The 20,466-nt window shown below is 70.8% G+C and carries 23 protein-coding genes; 12 read left to right on the forward strand and 11 right to left on the reverse strand.

Annotation, left to right across the window (positions count from 1 at the left end):
- Positions 1–349 precede the first annotated feature (349 nt).
- A complete protein-coding gene (locus ADK52_RS33695) occupies positions 350–1,207 on the forward strand; it encodes an AraC family transcriptional regulator (protein WP_053693676.1) in 858 nt (285 codons plus the stop codon).
- 326 nt (positions 1,208–1,533) lie between these two features.
- Here the strand turns inward: ADK52_RS33695 and ADK52_RS33700 are convergent, their stop codons facing one another.
- Positions 1,534–1,779: a DUF397 domain-containing protein gene (locus tag ADK52_RS33700; RefSeq protein WP_053693677.1), complete on the reverse strand. Its 246-nt coding sequence runs from the start codon at positions 1,777–1,779 to the stop codon at positions 1,534–1,536.
- Positions 1,776–2,645, reverse strand: coding sequence for a helix-turn-helix domain-containing protein (locus ADK52_RS33705; protein ID WP_053693678.1), 870 nt, complete (start codon positions 2,643–2,645; stop codon positions 1,776–1,778). Before ADK52_RS33705 ends, ADK52_RS33700 begins: the two co-directional genes overlap by 4 nt.
- A 118-nt stretch (positions 2,646–2,763) precedes the next feature.
- On the opposite strand from ADK52_RS33705, the gene ADK52_RS33710 reads away from it, so the two are divergent.
- The gene (locus ADK52_RS33710) at positions 2,764–3,216 is read left to right on the forward strand and encodes an ATP-binding protein (RefSeq protein WP_324615953.1); all 453 of its coding nucleotides are present in this window, start codon (positions 2,764–2,766) and stop codon (positions 3,214–3,216) included.
- 18 nt (positions 3,217–3,234) lie between these two features.
- Here ADK52_RS33710 and ADK52_RS33715 read toward each other — a convergent pair whose 3' ends face one another.
- On the reverse strand, positions 3,235–3,711 hold the full coding sequence (locus ADK52_RS33715; RefSeq protein WP_053693680.1) for an SRPBCC family protein: 477 nt from the start codon (positions 3,709–3,711) through the stop codon (positions 3,235–3,237).
- A gap of 272 nt (positions 3,712–3,983) precedes the next feature.
- Between ADK52_RS33715 and ADK52_RS42685 the strand changes: the two genes are divergently transcribed.
- Complete coding sequence (locus ADK52_RS42685) at positions 3,984–5,675, forward strand: lytic transglycosylase domain-containing protein (protein ID WP_199828591.1); 1,692 nt, start codon at positions 3,984–3,986, stop codon at positions 5,673–5,675.
- A 180-nt stretch (positions 5,676–5,855) separates the two neighbouring features.
- Here ADK52_RS42685 and ADK52_RS33725 read toward each other — a convergent pair whose 3' ends face one another.
- Complete coding sequence (locus tag ADK52_RS33725; RefSeq protein ID WP_030162033.1) at positions 5,856–6,059, reverse strand: cold-shock protein; 204 nt, start codon at positions 6,057–6,059, stop codon at positions 5,856–5,858.
- 237 nt (positions 6,060–6,296) lie between these two features.
- Here ADK52_RS33725 and ADK52_RS33730 point away from each other — a divergent pair, with 237 nt between their 5' ends.
- The 5 genes from ADK52_RS33730 (at position 6,297) to ADK52_RS33750 (ending at position 12,064) form a co-directional block, all read left to right on the forward strand.
- Complete coding sequence (locus ADK52_RS33730) at positions 6,297–7,160, forward strand: menaquinone biosynthetic enzyme MqnA/MqnD family protein (protein ID WP_053693681.1); 864 nt, start codon at positions 6,297–6,299, stop codon at positions 7,158–7,160.
- A 241-nt stretch (positions 7,161–7,401) separates the two neighbouring features.
- On the forward strand, positions 7,402–8,250 hold the full coding sequence (locus ADK52_RS33735) for an MBL fold metallo-hydrolase (RefSeq protein ID WP_053693682.1): 849 nt from the start codon (positions 7,402–7,404) through the stop codon (positions 8,248–8,250).
- Between the two features lie 111 nt (positions 8,251–8,361).
- Entirely contained in the window at positions 8,362–10,143 is a 1,782-nt protein-coding gene (locus tag ADK52_RS33740) for a serine/threonine-protein kinase (protein ID WP_053693683.1), read from the forward strand.
- A gap of 72 nt (positions 10,144–10,215) precedes the next feature.
- On the forward strand, positions 10,216–11,415 hold the full coding sequence (gene mqnC / locus ADK52_RS33745; protein WP_053693684.1) for a cyclic dehypoxanthinyl futalosine synthase: 1,200 nt from the start codon (positions 10,216–10,218) through the stop codon (positions 11,413–11,415).
- A 7-nt stretch (positions 11,416–11,422) separates the two neighbouring features.
- Positions 11,423–12,064 (forward strand): imidazolonepropionase-like domain-containing protein, encoded by a 642-nt coding sequence (locus tag ADK52_RS33750; protein ID WP_053693685.1) that lies wholly within the window; start codon positions 11,423–11,425, stop codon positions 12,062–12,064.
- Here ADK52_RS33750 and ADK52_RS33755 read toward each other — a convergent pair.
- A complete protein-coding gene (locus ADK52_RS33755) occupies positions 12,030–12,341 on the reverse strand; it encodes a response regulator transcription factor (protein ID WP_053693686.1) in 312 nt (103 codons plus the stop codon). The genes ADK52_RS33750 and ADK52_RS33755 overlap by 35 nt on opposite strands.
- A gap of 50 nt (positions 12,342–12,391) precedes the next feature.
- Entirely contained in the window at positions 12,392–13,318 is a 927-nt protein-coding gene (locus ADK52_RS33760) for a DUF3152 domain-containing protein (protein ID WP_053693687.1), read from the reverse strand.
- A 199-nt stretch (positions 13,319–13,517) separates the two neighbouring features.
- On the opposite strand from ADK52_RS33760, the gene ADK52_RS33765 reads away from it, so the two are divergent.
- Together ADK52_RS33765 and ADK52_RS33770 are read left to right on the forward strand one after the other, a co-directional pair.
- Positions 13,518–14,213 carry a demethylmenaquinone methyltransferase gene (locus ADK52_RS33765; RefSeq protein WP_030162018.1) on the forward strand — a complete coding sequence of 232 codons (696 nt, stop codon included), beginning with the start codon at positions 13,518–13,520 and terminating at the stop codon, positions 14,211–14,213.
- Positions 14,214–14,219: 6 nt separating this feature from the next.
- Positions 14,220–15,131: a glutaminase gene (locus tag ADK52_RS33770; RefSeq protein ID WP_053693688.1), complete on the forward strand. Its 912-nt coding sequence runs from the start codon at positions 14,220–14,222 to the stop codon at positions 15,129–15,131.
- A gap of 41 nt (positions 15,132–15,172) precedes the next feature.
- On the opposite strand, the gene ADK52_RS33775 is transcribed toward ADK52_RS33770, so the two are convergent.
- On the reverse strand, positions 15,173–15,709 hold the full coding sequence (locus ADK52_RS33775; protein ID WP_053693689.1) for a GNAT family N-acetyltransferase: 537 nt from the start codon (positions 15,707–15,709) through the stop codon (positions 15,173–15,175).
- A 98-nt stretch (positions 15,710–15,807) separates the two neighbouring features.
- Between ADK52_RS33775 and ADK52_RS33780 the strand changes: the two genes are divergently transcribed.
- On the forward strand, positions 15,808–17,091 hold the full coding sequence (locus ADK52_RS33780; RefSeq protein WP_053693690.1) for a geranylgeranyl reductase family protein: 1,284 nt from the start codon (positions 15,808–15,810) through the stop codon (positions 17,089–17,091).
- Between the two features lie 60 nt (positions 17,092–17,151).
- On the opposite strand, the gene ADK52_RS33785 is transcribed toward ADK52_RS33780, so the two are convergent.
- From ADK52_RS33785 to ADK52_RS33795, 4 genes are all read right to left on the reverse strand, one after another.
- Complete coding sequence (locus tag ADK52_RS33785) at positions 17,152–17,601, reverse strand: hypothetical protein (protein ID WP_063784003.1); 450 nt, start codon at positions 17,599–17,601, stop codon at positions 17,152–17,154.
- On the reverse strand, positions 17,595–17,837 hold the full coding sequence (locus ADK52_RS42690; protein ID WP_147420012.1) for a hypothetical protein: 243 nt from the start codon (positions 17,835–17,837) through the stop codon (positions 17,595–17,597). Before ADK52_RS42690 ends, ADK52_RS33785 begins: the two co-directional genes overlap by 7 nt.
- 94 nt (positions 17,838–17,931) lie before the next feature.
- The gene (locus ADK52_RS33790) at positions 17,932–18,246 is read right to left on the reverse strand and encodes a hypothetical protein (protein ID WP_053693691.1); all 315 of its coding nucleotides are present in this window, start codon (positions 18,244–18,246) and stop codon (positions 17,932–17,934) included.
- Positions 18,247–18,450: 204 nt separating this feature from the next.
- A complete protein-coding gene (locus ADK52_RS33795) occupies positions 18,451–19,290 on the reverse strand; it encodes a C40 family peptidase (RefSeq protein WP_053693692.1) in 840 nt (279 codons plus the stop codon).
- Between the two features lie 803 nt (positions 19,291–20,093).
- Here ADK52_RS33795 and ADK52_RS33800 point away from each other — a divergent pair.
- Positions 20,094–20,453, forward strand: a complete 360-nt coding sequence (locus tag ADK52_RS33800) for an NADH-quinone oxidoreductase subunit A (protein WP_030028256.1) — start codon at positions 20,094–20,096, stop codon at positions 20,451–20,453.
- Positions 20,454–20,466: the final 13 nt, after the last annotated feature.

The following is a 20,466-nucleotide window of genomic DNA, read 5'->3' on the forward strand; positions in this document are numbered from 1 at the left end:
CGCGTCGCTTCGCGATGGCCTTCGGCCACCCTTGACTGACCGCCCCGCCCCGGAATGCCATAAGACTGCCGGGAAGCCCCCGAAGGATGGCCGGGAGGTGATCCGACCAGGAGCGGCCGCATCAGAGATGCGGATCGGGACCTCCGTGTTCACCCGCACCCAGCCCACCAGGACCACCAAGCCCGGGGCGCCCGAGGGCGCGTCAGATCGCTACGCGCTCCTCTCGGCATGGCGTCCGGCGACCGTCTGGGGCTGGGAAAGGCACCCGACTTGATCGGGCACAGGATGTCGGGTCCGGCAGGGTGGGCGCTGCCTAGCGTGGTGATCGTAAAGAGGAAGGACACCGGGCATGTTGGAGCGGCTGAACCAGGCCATGGAGCACATCGAGCGCCATCTCGACCAGGCGATCGAAGCGGATGAGCTGGCACGCATCACGGCCACCTCGGAGTACCACCTGCGCCGGATGTTCTCCGCGCTGTCGGGCATGCCGCTGTCGGAGTACATCCGGCGCCGTCGGCTCACCCTCGCGGGGGCCGAAGTGCTCGCAGGGCGTGAGACGTTGCTGGATATCGCCGTGCGCTACGGCTACGGCTCGGGTGAGGCGTTCGCGCGTGCGTTCCGTGCCATGCACGGCATCGGACCGGGCGAGGCCCGGCGTACCGGCGCCGCGCTCAGCTCCCAGTCCCGGATGGCCTTCCGTCTCACCATCGAAGGGAGCAGCAGCATGCGCTACCGCATTGTGGACAAGCCGGCCTTCACCGTCGCCGGGCCCAAGGCCCGGGTACCCCTGGTGCATGCGGGGCCGAATCAGGCGATCATGGACTTCGTCCGAGGGATCGACCCGCAGACGTTGGAGAGCCTGGAGAAGCTCTCGGACCAGGAGCCCCACGGCATCGTCGCGGTCTGCGACGACCTGGACCCCAGCCGGGCCGAGGGTACCGAACTCGACTACTACCACGGCGTGATCACGTCCGCCGCCCCGGAGAGCGCCCTGGCCGTCCCGGCCGGCACCTGGGCGGTCTTCAACGCCTCCGGGTCGATGCCGCAGGCCATCCAGGAGCTGTGGCGGGACGTGTTCACCGAATGGTTCCCGTCGAACGCGTACCGCAGTCGCTCCGGCCCTGAGATCCTCCGCGTCCGGATGTCGCCGGACAACACCGAGGCCGAGGCCGAACTCTGGCTCCCCGTGGAGCCCGAGCACAGCTGACCACCTGCCGGTCGTGGGCGGCCTAAGACCAGCCCCAGACGGTCGTCGGACGCCAGGCCGTGAGGAGCGCGTAGCGATCTGACGCGCCCCTCACCCTGCGCTACTTGATAGTCCTGGTGGGGCTGGGTGCGGCTGAACGGGGTGGCAAGGTCGGCATCCCTGACGCACCCGTGTGGGTAACCGTCCCCCCTGACCGTCCTTCGGGGGCTTCCCGACAGTCTTATGGCATTCCGGGGCGGGCCGGGCAGTCAAGGGTGGAGCGCAGCGACATCGCGAAGCGACGCCGGGAAACCCCCGGACTCCCTCTGATGCCGGTTGGCCGGAGCTCAGGCTCCGGTGACCCCGCCGAGGAATGCCGTCCAGGTCGCGGGGTGCACGGCCAGCTCCGGGCCGGCCGTCACCTTCGAGTCCCGGATGTGGACGGCGTCGGCGCACGCCCCCACCTCGACGCACTGGCCGCCCTCGCCACTGCTGTAGCTCGACTTCCTCCAGGTGTAGGCGACTTCGAGGCACTCGCCGCCTTCGCCGTCGCTGTAGGAGCTCTTGAACCAAGCCAGGTTGGTGGTGTTCATCTTTCTCCCAGCGTTTTCTCGATCAGAGCCAGTGACTCGTCCGGCGTGAGTGCCTGCGCCCGGATGATCCCATACCGCTCCGCGTAGATCCGTACCTGCTCATGGTCGGTGATGAGGTGGGGATGGCCGTAACTCTCGGTATAGGCCACCTGTTGGCGACCCTTGGGAGTGAGGAGGGTGAACGACCCACCCATCGCCGCGTGTTCGCCCCGGTTGAAAGGCATGACCTGCAGCTCGACGGTTCGCAGCCTGCCGATCTCGATGAAGCGGCGCAGCTGCTCTTCGTGCGCGGCCCGCCCGCCCACGGGGCGCATCAGCACGCTGTGATCAAGCACGAAGCTGAACGTGGGAGACGGCCACCGCTCGAAGATTTGTTGGCGGGCCAGCCGATCGGTCACTCGCTTCTCGATCGTTTCCGCAGACAGCAGCGGTCGGCGCTTCGCGAAGATGGCCCGGGCGTGGGCCTCCGTCTGCAGCATGCCGGGCACACCTTGATGTCCGTAATAGTGCAGCGCAACCGACGAGGCCTCCGCCTCCGCGAACTTCCGGAACCAATCCGGATGCCGCGTCCGCGCCCGCCGCAGCGCCTCCTTCACCTCCGGGATCGCCACCAGCAGGACGCCTCTGGCGCCCAGCGCGCGGTCGGCGTTCTCCAGGAACTCCGGCTGGGGGGTGCGTACTCCCCGTTCGATCGAGGACACCAGGTCCTCGCTCACATGCACCAGCGCGGCCAGTTCCTTCTGCTGGAGGCCCGCCGCTTCTCTCAGCAGCTTGATCATTTTGCCGAGCGCTTTGAAGAGGTGTGTCGTGCCGTCGACCTCCACTGGTCGCTCCGGCTGTTCCTCGCGGTCTGACAGGTCGTTCATCGGCTGAACCGCCCTCGTCCGTACGGGCCGTACACGCAACAGGCGTCGGCCCTACGGGACTCGGCCGTAGTGCCGCCGCCTCTGGAAAGCGTACGGCGCTCCGGACACGCTCGGTGAGGTGACGACCGAAATCAGTGACATTGCACAAGAGGGCCGCGAGGCCCCCGGGACGCGCGAGTCCCGGATGCTGCTCAGCGCCACCCGGCGCGGGGCGCGGCTCGCGCGGCGGCTCGTGGGGGTTCAGCTGGACGCCTGGGGGATCCCCTACGGCTGCACGCTCGCCGAGGACGTCGAGCTCGTGATCGGCGAGCTCGCCGCCAACGCCGTCGTGCACGGGCACGTACCCGGGCGGAATTTCGAGGTCGTACTCCGGTACGACGGGCGGCGGGTGTGGGTGGAGGTCAGCGATGCGCGAGGGGAGCAGCGGCCGCCACGGGCGCCGGCGCCCGCCGATCCGTGGTCGGCGGAGGGCGGGCGGGGGCTCGTGGTGGTGGAGGCCGTGGCCCGGGAGTGGGGGGTGCGGGACCGGCCGCCCGGGCATCCGGGGAAGACGGTGTGGGCCTGCCTGTAGCGGCGGTCGGGCCGCTCCTCACTCGTCCCCGGTCAGCACCTCGTCCTGCTGCACCAGGACCTGTTGCCAGGCCGACTCGTGCCGGTCCCGGGCGGCCTCGTCGTGGAACCCCGCGTGCGTCAGCCGCACATGGGTGCCGATCGGGTGCGGGAGGAGCTCCACGGTGACCACCGTCTCGGCGCCCTCCGTGCCGCCCCGGCCCGTCACCCAGGTCAGTTCCACCAGCCGGTTCGGGACCAGGCGCAGGAAGCGTCCGTAGTGGGGGTGCCTGGTCGCCGGAGCTCCCGGCTCCGGCGTGAACTCCGTTTCGAAGAAGTACGGCGCGTTCACCTCGGCCTTCATCAGGACAGAGCCCGGCGCCGCGAACCAGCGGTCGAACTCCTCGGTCCACCCGGCGTACAGGGTGTGCTCGGTGGCGATCATCGACCGCTCTACGGTCAGCTGGTGGGGGCGGTCCGACAGGTCGGGGACGCGGACCGGCTCGGTGGTGGTCATGGCACCCCACCGTAGGTCCGGCCGGGGCCGTCTCCGGTGCGCGGCGCGTCAGGACTTCCGGTTCGGTCAAACGGTAGGATTTCGGGGTCTTTCCCTCATGGGTCAACGTCCTTTGTGCGAACGGTCGTGAGGACCCGGTGAAGCCGAGACGAATGGTGTGTCACATCTGCCGGGACGCCGGTGAGTCGTGTCCGAATACCTGATAGACAGTGGATATCCACGGCTCGACCCGCCGTATACCTTGTCGGCCGCCTTGGGGGGATCGCCGCACTGTGAAGCCGCTTCACCGTCACCTCGTCAACACCTCGCGCAAGGTCCTGTGCACGGCCGCGCTCGCGGCCAGCCTGACGACCGCCGCAGTGGTGACCAACACGTCCACCGCCGACGCGGGCGAGTCCGAGCCGACCCCGGACAGCCCCCAGGCCACCGACCGCGGCGATGCCCGCCTCGACCTGCCCGACCCGCTCGCCGACCCGGCCGTACCGCCCGCCGCGGGTGCGGGCGCCGGTGAGGGGGCCAGCGGCATACCCGCGACCGCCCTCGACGCGTACCAGCGCGCCGAGCTCTCCGTGGGCGCCGCGCTCCCCGGCTGCAAGCTGCCCTGGCAGCTGCTCGCCGGCATCGGCCGCGTCGAGTCCGTCCACGCCTCGGGTTACGGGCTCAAGGCCGACGGCTACACCGAGAAGCCGATCCGCGGCCCGCGCCTCGACGGCAACGGTTTCGCCGAGATCAAGGACACCGACAAGGGCGAGTTCGACGGGGACGCCGTCTACGACCGCGCCGTCGGCCCGCTCCAGTTCATCCCGTCCACCTGGGCCAAGTGGGGCGCCGACGGCAACGGCGACTCCAAGCGGGACCCGAACAACATCTACGACGCGGCGCTGGGTGCGGGTCTCTACCTGTGCGCGGGCGACCGGAACCTCTCGGACGAGGCGCAGCTCGACCGGGCGATCCTCAGCTACAACAACTCGCGCGAGTACGTGAACACCGTGGTCGGGTACATGCACCAGTACCAGAGCGGTGTCGCCGGGGTGCCGAACCCGCCCGCGGGGAGCTTCCCGACGCCGCCCACGACCACGCTGCCCACGCCGAGGCCGACCACCCCGACCCCGACTCCCACCCCGACGCCCAAGCCCAAGCCCACGCCCACCCCGACCCCGACGCCCACGCCGTCGAAGCCGGAAGAGCCGCAGAAGCCCACGCCGACGCCGAGCCTGGCCAAGCTGGAGCTGCTCGGCAGCGCGGAGCTCAAGGCCGAGGCCGGGTCCGCGTTCACGACGGTCCCGCGGGTCAAGGCGGTGCTCAGCGACGGCAAGCCGGCCGCCGCGAAGCCGATCCTGTTCGAGCTCAAGGACGACACCACGGGGTCCTCCATCGGCGCCGAGGGCAAGACCTTCCTCGTGGTCGAGACCGACTCCGAGGGCATCGCGGCCCTGCCCGGCCTGAAGGCCGGTGCCAAGGCGGGCGGTTTCACCCTGCGGGTGGCGGCGTACAACACCGAGGCGCAGCTGACGGTGAAGTTCACCGGCACGGTGACGGCGAAGCCGGCCCCGGTCGCGGACAAGCTGGCCCGGACCGACGCCGGTGCGGACAAGCCGCTGGAGGTCGAGGCGGGCAAGAGCCTCAAGGGGCTGGAGGTCACGGCCACGGCTCAGGGCAAGGCCGCGGAGGGTACGCAGGTCACGGCGGGCCTGGTCGAGAAGAACGAAAGCGGTGCGTGGGTCCCGGTGGACCCGGCGAAGTCCAAGGGGCCGTGGTTCAAGGACAAGGACGGCGCCAAGGTGACGAGCCTGCTCCTGGCCCCGACCGGCGCCGACGGCAAGATCGCGCTGCCGGAGCTGTTCACGGCGGACGTCGCCCCGGGCACGTACCACCTGCGCCTGATCACGAAGGACAACGTGGTCCTGGTCCTGGACCTCAAGATCACGGCGGCCCCGACGACGACGCCGCCGCCGGCGTCGTAGGCCTTCCGCAAACGCAGACCGCCCCGGTCACCGTGGACACGGTGACCGGGGCGGTCTGCGTCGGGAGCCGATCGCGCGAGCCCTCGAACAAAGGCAGGAGCCCCGCGACCTCCGCTCGCACGGAGGAGGCAGGGCTCCTTGGGTACTGCTATCCAACCGCGATTAGGTTGGCCCAGGCGACTAGGCCGGGGTGACGTTCTCCGCCTGCGGGCCCTTCGGACCCTGCGTGACGTCGAAGTTCACCATCTGGTTCTCCTCGAGGGAGCGGAAGCCAGAGGCGTTGATCGCGGAGTAGTGGACGAAGACATCCGGGCCGCCGCCGTCCTGGGCGATGAAGCCGAAGCCCTTTTCAGCGTTGAACCACTTCACGGTTCCGGTAGCCATGAGCCCTCCTATGGGCCAAAGGGTCGCCCTGCTCCAGAACCTGCTAAGAAGTCTGAAAACTACAAAAGCCTGCGGGTCACATTCTCCGCAGGCCTCGTACTGCAAGGGAAACCAAACTGCAACTTGCGACGAGCCTAGCACGCACCCTGTGGCGGAGACCAGAGGGAAAGATCACGTCACCCGGACGTTTGAGGCCCGCCCGAAGGCTGACGGAGACCCGGGGGCTAGTCTCGCGATGTGGACGTCTATCGCAGCCGGCCCCGCGTCGGCCACATTCAGTTCCTGAACTGCCTTCCGCTCTACTGGGGACTGGCCAGAACCGGCACGCTGCTGGACCTGGAGCTGACCAAGGACACCCCCGAGAAGCTCAGCGAGCGCCTCGTCCAGGGGGAGCTCGACATGGGTCCGATCACCCTCGTGGAGTTCCTCCGCAACGCCGACCAGCTCGTCGCGTTCCCCGATCTCGCGGTCGGCTGCGACGGTCCGGTCATGTCCTGCGTGATCGTCTCGCAGGTGCCGCTGGAGCGGCTGGACGGGGCACGGGTCGCCCTCGGCTCGACCTCCCGCACGTCCGTACGCCTCGCCCAGCTGCTGCTTTCCGAGCGGTACGGGGTCCAGCCGGACTACTACACCTGCCCGCCCGACCTGGGCCTGATGATGCAGGAGGCGGACGCGGCGGTGCTGATCGGGGACGCCGCGCTGCGCGCCTCGCTGCACGACGCGCCCCGGCTCGGTCTCGACGTGCACGACCTGGGGCTGATGTGGAAGGAGTGGACCGGACTGCCGTTCGTCTTCGCCGTCTGGGCCGCCCGCAAGGACTACCTCGCCCGTGAGCCGGGCGTCGTGCGGAAGGTGCACGAGGCCTTCCTCGACTCGCGCGACCTCTCCCTGGAGGAGGTCGCCAAGGTCGCCGAGCAGGCGGCCCGCTGGGAGGCCTTCGACGCCGATCTGCTGGAGCGGTACTTCACGACGCTCGACTTCCGCTTCGGGCCCGAACAGTTGGCCGGCGTAAGGGAATTCGCCCGGCGTACGGGATCGAGTACGGGCTATGCCGCCGATGTCGAGGTGGAGCTGCTGAACGGGGACGGCGCGCACTGCTGATCGCTTCCGGTGATCGGTTTACCGGGCGGTAGGCAGGGTTCCGCTCGCGGGGTATATGCCATTTCCCGGGAATTCCCCCTCTTTTCGCTTTCCGGACCACCGGAGCGGGAATGCGGAGGTCCGATTCACGGGCCCCGCGCGCGTGCGGTGCCGCCCCGCCCGGGCCACCATGGACAGGAGGGGCATCCTCTCCTCGGTGGCCGCGAGCGTTCTCATGCCAGGGGGCCATGGGAGTGCCGCCATGACGAACCGCAAGATCGCCCCGGACATCACGGTCCTCGGGGACAGCCTCGAAGTGCCCGGGATCGGCTTCATCCCGATCAACGCGTACGTCCTGCACGCGCGCGAGCCCGTCGTCGTCGACACCGGACTCGGTCTGCCCGACCGCGACTTCCTGGAAGTGCTGGGCACGGCGATCGACCCCGCGGACGTCCGGTGGATCTGGCTGAGCCACCCCGACCGGGACCACACCGGCGGACTGTTCGCCCTGCTGGACGCCGCGCCCCGGGCGAGGGTCGTGACCACCTTCCTCGGCGCCGGGGAGATGTCCTGCGAGCGGCCGCTGCCCATGGACCGGGTGTTCCTGCTGAACCCCGGCCAGTCCCTCGACGTCGGCGACCGCTCGCTCGCCGCCTTCCGGCCGCCCCTCTTCGACAACCCCGCGACCGTCGGCTTCTACGACGACCGCTCGCGGGCCTGCTTCAGCTCGGACTGCTTCGGCGCGCCCATGCCCAGCGCGGAGACCGCGGCCGGCGGCGACGCCGCGGCGGTCGGGGCCGAGGACCTGCGGGCCGCCCAGCTCCTGTGGGCCTCCGTGGACAGCCCGTGGGTGCACCTCGTGGACCGCGACCGTTACCTCGCCACGGTGGCGCCGCTGCGGGATATGGACCCGGAGATCGTGGCGTCCACGCACCTGCCGCCCGCCGTCGGGATCACCGGCCGGATGGTCGAGACGGCCGCCCTCGCGGCGGGCATCGACCCCTTCGTCGGCCCCGACCAGCAGGCCCTGGAGCAGATGCTCGCCGGGTTCGAGCCCGGCGGACCGGCCGCGCCCGCGCCCGAGGGGTCGGTCCCCGTCGCGCCGGCCTGACCGTGCGATGGCCCCAACCCCCGGCGCACCACGGTGATCAGCCCCTAAGGTTCTGCTGGCACGAAGCCAACAGGCACGACACCCACAGGGACCACGGGGGAGGGGGACGCGATGCAGCCGCTCGAAGCCGGCGAACCGCGGACCATCGGCGCGTACCGGCTGCTCGGCCGGCTCGGCTCGGGCGGCATGGGGCGGGTCTACCTCGGCCGCAGCGCCGGCGGCCGGACGGTCGCCGTCAAGATCGTGCACCCGCACTTCGCCTCCGACGAGGAGTTCCGCGCCCGCTTCCGCCGCGAGGTCGAGGCCGCGCGCCGGGTCGGCGGCGAGTGGACCGCGCCCGTGCTGGACGCCGACCCGGAGGCGGCGGTGCCGTGGGTGGCCACCGGGTACGTGGCGGGCCCCTCGCTCGGCGGTGCGGTGGCCGCGCACGGCCCCCTTCCGGAGGCCTCCGTACGGGCCGTGGGCGAAGGCCTGGCCCGGGCGCTGACGGCCGTGCACGGGCTGGGCCTGGTCCACCGGGACGTGAAGCCGTCGAACGTGATGCTGACCCTCGACGGCCCCCGGCTCATCGACTTCGGGATCGCCCGGGCCACCGACGGGACGGCCTCGCTGACCTCCACCGGCGTCTCCATCGGCTCCCCCGGCTACATGTCCCCCGAGCAGATCCTCGGCAAGGGGATCACCGGGGCCGCCGACGTGTTCTCGCTCGGCGCCGTGCTGGCCTTCGCGGCGACCGGGCGGCCGCCGTTCACCGGGGACAACTCGGCGACGCTCCTCTACAAGGTGGTCCACGAGCCGCCGGACCTCGACGCCGTCCCGGCCGGCGGGCTGCGCGAGCTGATCGCGGCCTGCCTGGCCAAGCCGGCCGCCGACCGGCCCGCCCCGGCGGAGATCGCGCAGACGCTCGCCGGCGCCCTGCGCGCTCCCGGCTGGCTCCCCGCCCCCGTGGTGGAGGAGGCCAGCCGCGCCGCCACGGCCCTGCTGGACCTGGAGGCCGCGCCGGTGGGCCCCTCGGCGGGTGCCGCGGCGCCCGCCGGTGAACCCGCGTCCGGGCCGGTGCCGTTCACCTCCTCCTCGTACGGGGGACCTGCGGTCGGTTTCGGAGCGCCGGACCCCTCGTACGGGAGCGCCGCCGGGTCCGGTGGCGGGGCTGGGCCCTCGTACGGGCCCTACGGGCCGCCGCCGACGGACGCGGGGCACAGCCCCACCGAGACCGCGGGGGGCGGGGTGCCGCAGCCGCGGACCTCCCCCGACCAGGCGCGCCAGGTCACCTTCAAGGCGGCCGGGCGGCGGTTCAGCTGCTCGCTGGTCCTCGCGGCGACGGCCGTCCTGGCCGTGCTGTCCGGCGGCGGGCTGTACGGGCTGGGGCTGCTCCCGGGCAGCGGCGACGCCGACCAGCACGCGTCCGGCGACACCGCGGCCAGGCCCCCGGCATCGGCGCAGTCCGGCACGCCGGCCCCGAAGGAGTCGGCGACCCCCTCCGCCACCCCGTCGACGGCCAAGCCCTCGACGGGCGCGCCGACCGGCACCCGGGGCGACGTCCCCAAGGAGCTGACGGGCACCTGGAAGGGGACGGTCACCACCGCCCGCGCCGGGGTCTCCAGCGAGTTCGAGATCACCATCAAGGCCGGCAGGGTCGGCGAGGTCGTCGCCCGGGACAAGTCGATCGTCCCGGTCTTCGGCACCGACTGCAGCGGCGACTGGAAGCTGGCCTCCGCCACCGACCGCTCCCTCGTCCTGGACACGGCGGGCGGCCCCAACCCGGCTCCCGGAGTCTGCTCCAACGGCTCCGCCGACGAGCGCTTCACCCTCAACGCCAACGGGACGCTCCACTACAAGTCGGGCGACGGCCCGGCCGGAAACCCCGAAGGCGACCTGACCCGCATCCCCTGAAACCCGCCGACGGGCCCTGGCGTACGCTGGATCGGTCCGTACCTCTTGACACCGCCGAAAGGTGACGCACCGGTGACCGACCAGGCCGCTCTCCAGTCTGTCCTCGACCGCGCCGCCGCAGGGGGCCGGATCACCAGGGAAGAGGCGCTCGACCTCTACCGGCACGCCCCGCTGCACGCGCTCGGCCAGGCCGCCGACGCGGCGCGCCGCCGCCGCTACGCCGGCACCGAGCACATCGCGACGTACATCATCGAGCGCAACATCAACTACACGAACGTGTGTGTCACGGCGTGCAAGTTCTGCGCCTTCTACGCGGCCCCGAAGGACACCAAGAAGGGCTGGTCCCGCGACCTCGACGACATCCTGCGCCGCTGCGCGGAGACCGTGGAGCTCGGCGGCACGCAGATCATGTTCCAGGGCGGACACCACCCGGACTACGGCGTGGAGTACTACGAGGAGCACTTCTCCGCCATCAAGAAGGCGTTCCCGCAGCTGGTCATCCACTCCCTCGGCGCCTCCGAGGTCGACCACATGGCCCGGATCTCCGGCGTCTCGGCGGAGGAGGCCATCAAGCGGATCCACGCCGCCGGCCTCGACTCCTTCGCGGGCGCCGGCGCCGAACTCCTGCCGGAGCGGCCGCGCAAGGCGATCGCCCCGCTGAAGGAGTCCGGCGAGCGCTGGCTGGAGATCATGGAGATCGCCCACGAGCTGGGCGTGGAATCCACCTCCACGATGCTGATGGGCACCGGCGAGACCAACGCCGAGCGCATCGAGCACATCGCGATGATCCGGGACACGCAGGACCGCACCGGCGGCTTCCGCGCCTTCATCCCGTACACGTACCAGCCCGAGAACAACCACCTCAAGGGCCGGACCCAGGCGACGGTCTTCGAGTACCTGCGCATGATCGCGATCGCGCGGCTCTTCCTGGACAACATCGCCCACATCCAGGGCTCCTGGCTGACCGTCGGCAAGGAGGCGGGCCAGCTCTCGCTGCACTACGGCGCGGACGACCTCGGCTCGATCATGCTGGAGGAGAACGTCGTCTCCTCGGCGGGTGCCAAGCACCGCTCGAACCGCCAGGAGATCATCGACCTGATCCGCAAGGCGGGCCGCGTCCCGGCGCAGCGCGCGACCACGTACGAGCACCTCCTCGTGCACGACGACCCGGCGAACGACCCGGTCGACGACCGCGTGGTCTCGCACATCTCGTCCACGGCGATCGAGGGCGGTACGGCGCACCCCGAGCTGAAGCTCATCTCCACGAACTGACGCGCTCGTGCTGACGCTTCACACCGCCGACGTCCTCCTGTCCGGGCCCGGCCGTGCGCCGCTGCCCGCCGGGGCGGTCCTGGTCGAGGGCGACCGGATCGCCCGGGTGGGCCCGTACGAGGAGCTCGCCGCGGCCTGGCCGCACGCGCGGGTCCGGCGCTGGCCCGGGGTGCTGACCCCGGGGCTGCTCGTGCGCGGCGCGGACGTACTGCTGGAGCGGACGTACTACCCCGACGACCCGTACGAGACCGCCGAGCTCGGGTCCGACCCGATCACCGGGGCCGGGGCGCTGGCGGACCTGAAGCTGACGGAATCCCGCTGGGGCAACAGCGCCCGCCGGGCCACGCAGAAGCTGCTGGCCCGCGGGGTGGTGGCGGTGACCGGGAGGCTCACGGTCCCGGCGGTACGGACGGCGGTGGTCCGCTCGGGCCTGACGATCCTGCCCCCGGCCGCGGTCGGGGAGCCCTCGCTGGACCCGTTCGCCGGGCGCCGGTCGGCCGAGGAGGCCTTCCACGGGGCGCTCGACGCGGACGCCCCGGCCCGCTTCGCGGTGTTCGCCGTGCCGGGCCCGGCGGAGCTGCTCGCGCAGGGCGCGACCACCTGCGTGGCCACGGTCATCGGGGGACGGCTGCTGCACCGCCGCCGCTGACCGGTCTGGGCCGTGCGGATTCGCGGGCCAGGGCGGCCAGGAGGCAGGCCTGGAGGCGGCTGATGCCGCCCAGCTTCGCTCTTATGTTGTGCACGTGGAACTTGACCGTGCTGACGGAGAGTTGGAGCTCGCCGGCCAGCTCCGCGTTGGACGCGCCGGTCGCCAGGCACAGGAACACCGCCGACTCCTGTTCGGTGAGCTGGACCTCGTCCCGCCGCACCTTCTCCCTCGCGCGGGGCGGGAACCACACAGGGACGCTGAAGTTCACGACGCGCACGGTTTCCGCTCCTCGTCCCTGGCCGGCGGCCGGCGGCCGCTCTCTCTGCCCTATGGGACGGGTGGTCCTGACAGGTAGGTTCCATTTCCGTCGAACGGCCAGGCATTGGCCTTGCAGCCGAGCAGCCCCTTGATCTGCTGCATCATCGCCGGAGCGGGCTTTCCGGGGCCCGGGCAGGTCTCGTGGTCGTGGCCGAGCTCGTGGCCCACCTCGTGGTTGACGATCAGTGCCCGGTACTCCTCCACGGCCCCCTTGAACTGCGGAGATCCCTCCAGCCAGCGCTTGAGGTTCACCACGACCGTGTGCCCGGCCCGGCAGTTCGTCTCGCCGATGAGTTCGGGGGTGACCACCTCGCACAGCCGGTCGGTGGTCGTGGGTGTGGCGATCTTCACGGTGAAGTCCACCGGCTGGCCGGCCCCGACGAGCTGGAAGCCGTACGCCGGGTCCTTGATCCAGCCGCGCGGGTCCCCGAGGATCTTCTCCACGGACTGCGCGGCGGCGTTCGCGTCGACCCCGCTGCCCTCCTCCACCTCGATCCGCCACTTGCGGGCGGTCCCCTTGCCCTGCGGCTGCCCCGAGTGGGAGGAGGCCGCGAAGGTGCCCGGGCCGGACTGGGGGGTCTTGCCGGCGGCCGGGCCGCCGCCGGCGCCGCCGCTCGGCTTCGAGGCGTCGGCGGAGGGTTCCCCGGGAGCGGCGGACCCGGCCGAGGCCGAGGGGGAGGCGGCCGCGGCGGCGGGAACCCGGCCGGGCTCACCGGAGGCGGCACCGGGCGTACCGGACGGCGAAGCGGCCACGGAGTCGGAGGCGGAGGAGGCGTCGTCCAGCGGCACGACCGCGTAGGCGGTCGCGGCGACGGCGACCGCCGCGGCCGTTCCGAGGAGCGTGCGGCGGAGCCGCTTGCGCCGCTCGGCCCGCCGCTGCGCGCGGGGGCCGAGGCGGGAGCGTTGACCGTGACCGGTGGGTTTGCCTGCCGGCATCGTGGAGCCCTTTGTTCGTGAATATGGTGTTTCGGTAGGCCTTCTTCAGGCCATAGCCGCCAGTCAACGCGGACGCGTGGGCTCCGCGTAACTGTCCATCGGGCCAGTTGTGCCCCCGGCGGTGGGGTCGGGCGCCGCCTGCGAGAATGGCCTGGTATCCGCCCACCCGTACCGCACCGCACCTGAGGGGCCAACGCCAGTGACCCGCGCTTCCCTGGACAAGCAGCCGCACGAAGTCGCCTCCATGTTCGACGGTGTGGCGGCGAACTACGATCTCACCAACGACGTCCTCTCCCTCGGGCAGGCCCGCCTGTGGCGCAAGGAGGTCGCCAAGGCGGTCGGCGCGCGCCCCGGTCACAAGGTGCTGGACCTGGCCGCCGGAACCGCGACCTCCTCGCTGCCGTTCGCCGCGACGGGCGCGTACGTCGTCCCCTGCGACTTCTCGCTCGGGATGCTCCGCGAGGGCAAGAAGCGGCACTCCTGGCTGCCGCTGACCGCGGGCGACGCGACGAAGCTGCCGTTCAAGGACGACGTCTTCGACACGGTGACGATCTCCTTCGGGCTGCGCAACGTGCAGGACACGGACGCGGCGCTGCGGGAGCTGTACCGGGTGACCAAGCCGGGCGGGCAGGTCGTGATCTGCGAGTTCTCGCAGCCCACCTGGGCCCCCTTCCGGACGGTCTACATGGAGTACCTGATGCGGGCGCTGCCGCCGGTGGCCCGCGCGGTCTCCTCCAACCCCGACGCGTACGTCTACCTCGCCGAGTCGATCCGCGAGTGGCCGGACCAGCCGGCGCTGGCCGCGCTGCTGCAGAAGGCCGGCTGGTCGAAGGTGGCGTGGCGGAACCTGAGCGGCGGCATCGTGGCGCTGCACCGCGGCGTCAAGACGGCGTAGCGGGCCGTGGACTACCAGCCCCTCCTGGAGCGGATAGCGGCGGACGTCGCCCCCTTGCTGGGCAGCGGCACGCCGGCCGAGTACATCCCGGCGCTCGCGTCCGTGGATCCCGGGCAGTTCGGGATGGCCGTCGCCGATCTCGACGGGAACGTCTTCGGGGTGGGGGACTGGCAGGTCCCGTTCTCGGCCCAGTCGATCACCAAGGTCTTCGCGCTGGCCCTGGCGCTGGCCGAGGGCGGCGACAGCCTGTGGGAGCGGGTCGGCCGGGAGCCGTCGGGCAACCCGTTCAACTCCCTGGTGCAGCTGGAGTACGAGAACGGCGTTCCGCGCAATCCGTTCATCAACGCGGGCGCGCTGGTGGTCACGGACCGGCTGCAGACGCTGACGGGCGACGCGAGCAGCGAGCTGCTGAAGTTCCTCCGGGAGGAGAGCGGCAACCCGGAGCTCGGCTTCGACGCGGAGGTGGCGGCCTCGGAGCACGAGCACGGCGACCGCAACGCCGCGCTGGCGCACTTCATGGCCTCGTACGGAAACATCGACAACCCCGTGCCGGCGCTGCTGGACCACTACTTCTGGCAGTGCTCGATCGAGATGACCTGTGCCGATCTGGCGCGGGCGGCGCGGTTCCTGGCCCGGCACGGGCTGCGGGCGGACGGCTCGCGGCTGCTGACGCGGAGCGAGGCCAAGCAGGTCAACGCGGTGATGCTGACCTGCGGGACGTACGACGCGGCAGGCGAGTTCGCGTACCGCGTCGGTCTCCCCGGCAAGAGCGGTGTGGGCGGCGGCATCGTGGCGGTGGTCCCGGGCGTGTGCACGCTGGCCGTCTGGTCGCCGGGCCTGGACCCGCACGGCAACTCCGTTGCGGGCGTGGCCGCCCTGGACCGCTTCACGACGCTGACCGGCCTGTCCGTTTTCTGACGCGCCGGACTCCGTCCGTGCCGGACTCCGTCCGCCCGGGTCTACTCGGGAGCGAGCGCGAGTTCGTAGCGGCGGGCGTAGCGGACGCCGTCGGGGAGCAGGAAGCGGTCCGCCAGGGTCATGCCCAGGCGTTCCGCGACCGCGATCGAGCGGCGGTTCCCGTCGTTGATCATCGCCACCACGTGTCCTGTCCCGGCCGCGCGCACCCGCTCCAGCGTGGCCAGGGCCGCGGCGTACGCGTAGCCCTTGCCCCACGCGGAGCGGCCCAGGCGCCAGCCGATCTCGATCTCGCCGACCGGGCCCCACGCCTTCTCCTGGGGCCACGGCTGCGCGCCGGTGAAGCCGATGACCGCGCCCTGCGCGTCCAGCAGCGTCCACAGGCAGAAGCCGAGCTGTGCGTCGTGCATCCGCTGGCGCGCCGTGAACTCCTCGTACAGGGACAGCTCGGCGGGTCCGCCGAGGAACTCCATGACGTCGGGGTCGTCGAAGACCTCGTGCCAGGCCCGTGCGTCCTCGTCGGTCGGTACGCGCAGCCGGACGGTGGGGAGCGAGGCGGGCGAGGTGGGCGAAGCGGTCATCGGGGCAGCCCTTCGGGTTCGTGATCTCTCTCGCTGCATAGACTGCACATGTCCCGTGCCGTTGGGCACCCCTTATCGAGCCTTCGGGAGACCCCGCAGTGACCGAGCCCCTCTCCGAACACTCCGCGGATGTGATCGTCGTCGGGGCCGGGCCCGCCGGCTCGACCACCGCCTACTACCTCGCCAAGGCCGGACTCGACGTCCTGCTGCTGGAGAAGACGGCGTTCCCGCGCGAGAAGGTCTGCGGCGACGGTCTGACCCCGCGCGCCACCAAACAGCTGGTGGCGATGGGCATCGACGTCTCCGAAGAGGCCGGCTGGCTCCGCAACAAGGGCCTGCGGATCATCGGCGGCGGCCAGCGGCTCCAGCTGGACTGGCCGGAACTCGCCTCCTTCCCGGACTACGGACTCGTCCGCAAGCGCGACGACTTCGACGAGACCCTGGCCCGCCAGGCCCAGAAGGCCGGCGCCCGCCTGTACGAGCGCTGCAACGTCGGCGAGCCCGTCCGCGACCCCCGCACCGGCCACATCACCGGCGTGCACGCGAAGCTGGGCGAGGAGAAGACCCCGGTCACCTTCAGCGCCCCGCTCGTGGTCGCCGCCGACGGCAACTCCTCGCGCCTGTCCCTCGCGATGGGCCTGCACCGGCGCGAGGACCGCCCGATGGGCGTCGCCGTCCGTACGTACTTCACCTCGCCGCGGCACGACGACGACTACCTGGAGTCCTGGCTGGAGCTGTGGGACCGGCGTGGTGCGCAGGACCGGCTGCTGCCCGGCTACGGCTGGATCTTCGGCATGGGCGACGGCACGTCCAACGTCGGCCTCGGCATCCTCAACTCCTCCTCCGCCTTCCGGGAGCTGGACTGGCGCGAGGTCCTCAAGGCCTGGTGCGCGTCCATGCCGGAGGACTGGGGCTACACCCCCGAGAACATGACGCAGCCGATCCGCGGCGCGGCCCTGCCGATGGCCTTCAACCGGCAGCCGCACTACACCAAGGGCCTGCTGCTGGTCGGCGACGCGGGCGGGCTCGTCAACCCGTTCAACGGCGAGGGCATCGCGTATGCGATGGAATCCGGGCAGATCGCCGCCGATGTCATCGTGCAGGCGCACGCCCGGGCCACCCCGGCCCAGCGCGAGCTGGCGCTGCACAACTACCCGAAGGTGCTCAAGGAGACGTACGGCGGGTACTACTCGCTGGGCCGCGCCTTCGTGAAGCTGATCGGCAACCCGAAGGTCATGAAGGTCGCCGCGCAGCGCGGCCTGACGCACCCGGTGCTGATGCGGTTCACGCTGAAGATGCTGGCCAACCTGACCGACCCGGCGGGCGGCGACGCGATGGACCGCATCATCAACGGCCTCTCGAAGGTCGCTCCAAAAGCCTGATGATTCAAGGCCCGGCCGTTCTGCGGAGAGCCGAGCGGCCGGGCTCTCCGCATGCGACCGTCAGACGTTGACGATCTTCACCTTCGGTGAGCCCGGCAGTTCCTCGGCGGCCTTGCACAGTGCCGGGATGTGCGACGTGTCGGAAGTGACGAGCAGTACCGGGGGAGTGCAGAGGGCGGCCGTGGCCACCACGAGTGCGTCCACGAGGCATTCGTGGCCGTCAAGACCCGAGGCGTCGAGCAGCTTTGCTGCGGCTTCTGTCACCGCGTCGCTGACCGGCTTCACGTCGAACCGGGATAGCAGGAACTGGAGTCGCTTGGCGGCCTCGCCGGTACGGCGCACCTCCAAGGGCGTCAGGGCGGACAGCGCCACGCGCCGACCGTTCTGCTGAGCGACCTCGATGCGCGCGCGCATCCCCTCGTCACCGTCGACGTGCAGTGAAAGCCCTTGGGCGTCCAGTACGAGCGTGCCCTCGCTCTTTGCCTTGATCTTGAGGCGCTTGCTTACCACTCCTGTTCCGCCTGCCGCCGTGCTTCGGCGGAGACGGGGCCGAACGCCTTGCGGTCGGCGGTCACGACCTCGCGGAGCTTCTGCGCGGCGAGCCATTCCTCCAGGGCTTCGGCCACGACAGACGAGAACCCGCTCTTGCCGGCGCGTTCCTCAACTTCCTTGATCAATGACTGGGCGAGCGACACGGATCTCTTTCCGGCCCGCTCGACGGCCTGGGGCGCTACGTGACTGCTCATGCCTAAAACGTAGCACCGCTGGTAGGAAATTTCTCGTCCGGTGATTACCTCAGCGGAACCAAGGTGGCCCCCAAGGCCCGAGCCGCGTGTTGGGCTAGGGAGCGGGGCGGGCCGGGTTTCCACCGGTTCGGCCCGCTTCGCCGTTCCCGGATCCGCCGGATCCGTCCCCGTACGCCGACCGCCGCGGGCCGTGGACCGTCCGTACGCAGCGGGCCACCAGCACCGCGCCCCACAGCAGCAGCCCGAACGCAAGGGCCCAGCCGAGCCCCAGGATGACGGGATGTCCGGGTTTGTGCCAGGGACGGGTGGTGTTCAACAGCCAGCCGCCGACGGCGAGCAGGAAGAGCCCGGTGGCGGCCGGTACGGGGGTGGGGTCGGCGCCGTCGTGTTCCTCGTACGCGTCGGTCATCGCGGTCCGCCACCTCCTGGCCTGAATCGTGCGCTGCGCACCGCCATCTTCTCAGGGCGCCGGCGGACGCGGAAAGGGCCGGCACTCCGCCCCCGAGCGGGGGAGTGCCGGCCCTCGGGCCGTGCTGAAGCATGCCGGGACGCGCCGAGAGGGGCTCAGGAGCCCCTGGGGAACCTCAGGGGACCTCGGGGGGCCTCAGAGGCCTCAGAGGACGCGGCGGGCGCCCGTCGGCGGGTCGTAGCTCAGGGAGCGCTCGACGACGCCCGTGCCGGAGTTCTGGGCGCCCACGAACTTGCCGCCGCCGACGTAGATGGCGACGTGGTAGGCGCTGCCGCTGGGGCCCCAGTACAGGATGTCGCCGGGCTGGAGGGCGCTCAGGGAGACCGAACGGCCCTTCGTGGACTGGTCCTGCGACACGCGCGGCAGGGAGATGCCGGCCTGGCGGTAGGCGGCCTGGACGAGGCCGGAGCAGTCGAACGAGCCGTTCGCGCCGGTGCCGCCGGTGACGTACGCCTTGCCGACCTGCGCGCGGGCGTAGTTGACGATCGCGGCGGCGGAGCCGGTCGCGGGGGCGGTGACGGTGCCCGAGCCCAGCTCGGAGCCCGAGTCCGACGCGGAGGCGTTCTGGAGGGTGTTGCGGGAAGAGCTGCGGGTGGCGCGCTCGGCGTCGGCCTTGCGGTCCGCCTCCTCCTTCGCCTTCTTCTCGGCGTCGGCCTTCTGGGCGTCTTCCTTGGCCTTCTTGGCCTCGGCGGCGGCGCCGGTGCGGGCCTGCTCCTCCTGGGTGCGCAGCTCGCCGGTGACGGCGGCGGCGGCCGTGTTCTCGGCGGCGGTGGTGACGGCGGAGGAGACGTCGGCGGCCAGGTCCAGGTTCAGGACCGGCATTTCGAGCGTCGTCTCGGTCACGGGCTCGGACGGGGACGCGCTCGCCGTGCCGGCCATCGCCAGGGTGCTGAGGACGCCACCGGCAACTCCGGCGCGGACCGCGAGCTTCGAGGCGCTGCGACGGGGCTTCCGGTGGCTGGGTATGTGAGCGGTGTGGGACATGAGGACAACCGCTATCAGGGGGTCCGGGTTCCCTTCAAGAAACGTGGTCTGCGCCACAGTTGTTCGCGAACCGGGCTAACCGGGCGCGTCGCGCGTCTTATTGACGCCGTAACGGACGTATCGGACACGCCGTCACAAGGCTGTGATCAAGGGGTTTCCGCAATTAGTCCGAATTGATCCACGACCTACCATCACCGCGGACAGATGGCCAAGCCCGCTTTCGGAACCAAGAATTCGGAGTGGCGCAGGTCACAGAACCATCTCACTGTGAGGGCCCTGTGGTCCGTCCGTGATCCGTCCGTGAACTTCCCGTGCGGTGCCACCCCCGGCGGTCCGACCGCCCGCGCCCGCCGCTCGTGAACGCGCGCACGCGTCCCGCCCCCCTATGCGTCCGTCCACTCCCGTCCCCGGGGCCTCCCCCGGCCGGGCGACGGCGATTTCCTTTACCGTGCAAGGCTTGATCCCGCAAATTTGCCTGCACCCGCCATCGTTTGATAGTGCCATCACCCTTCTACCTGCGGTAACGGGGTCGGATGTCACCTTTGGTGATCATGTGGATGCTTCGCGTATGAAGATCACAGCTCATCGGACTTCATGATCGTTCGTCAGGTGGTGGAGATCACAAACTCGTTGTTGTTACCCGTGTCGCAGATCACAGACCACCGGGCATAAGATGCGCAGCAGTCCGGCTTGTGAACTGCCTCACATGCGATCTCGTCGAGTTGGGCGATCTTCGCGGGGCCGCTCGCTCGGTGCCGGCACAGCGGTCCAACGGTCAAGGACGACTGGAAGGAGCGAGGAGCGTGAATGCGTACGCGCCCATCCTCGTGCTCGGCGCCCTCGGCGCAGGGTTTGCGATCTTCTCCGTGGTCATGGCCACGCTGATCGGCCCAAAACGGTACAACCGGGCGAAGCTAGAGGCGTACGAGTGCGGCATCGAGCCGACGCCCACGCCGGCCGGCGGCGGTCGCTTCCCCATCAAGTACTACCTGACGGCGATGCTCTTCATCGTCTTCGACATCGAAGTTGTCTTCCTCTACCCCTGGGCCGTCACCTTCGACTCCCTGGGGATCTTCGGGCTCGTCGAGATGCTGCTCTTCGTGCTCACCGTCTTCGTCGCCTACGCCTACGTGTGGCGCCGCGGCGGCCTGGAATGGGACTGAGGGGCTGAATTTC

The sequence above is a fragment of the Streptomyces sp. WM6372 genome (assembly GCF_001279655.1).
Classification (GTDB): Bacteria; Actinomycetota; Actinomycetes; order Streptomycetales; family Streptomycetaceae; genus Streptomyces.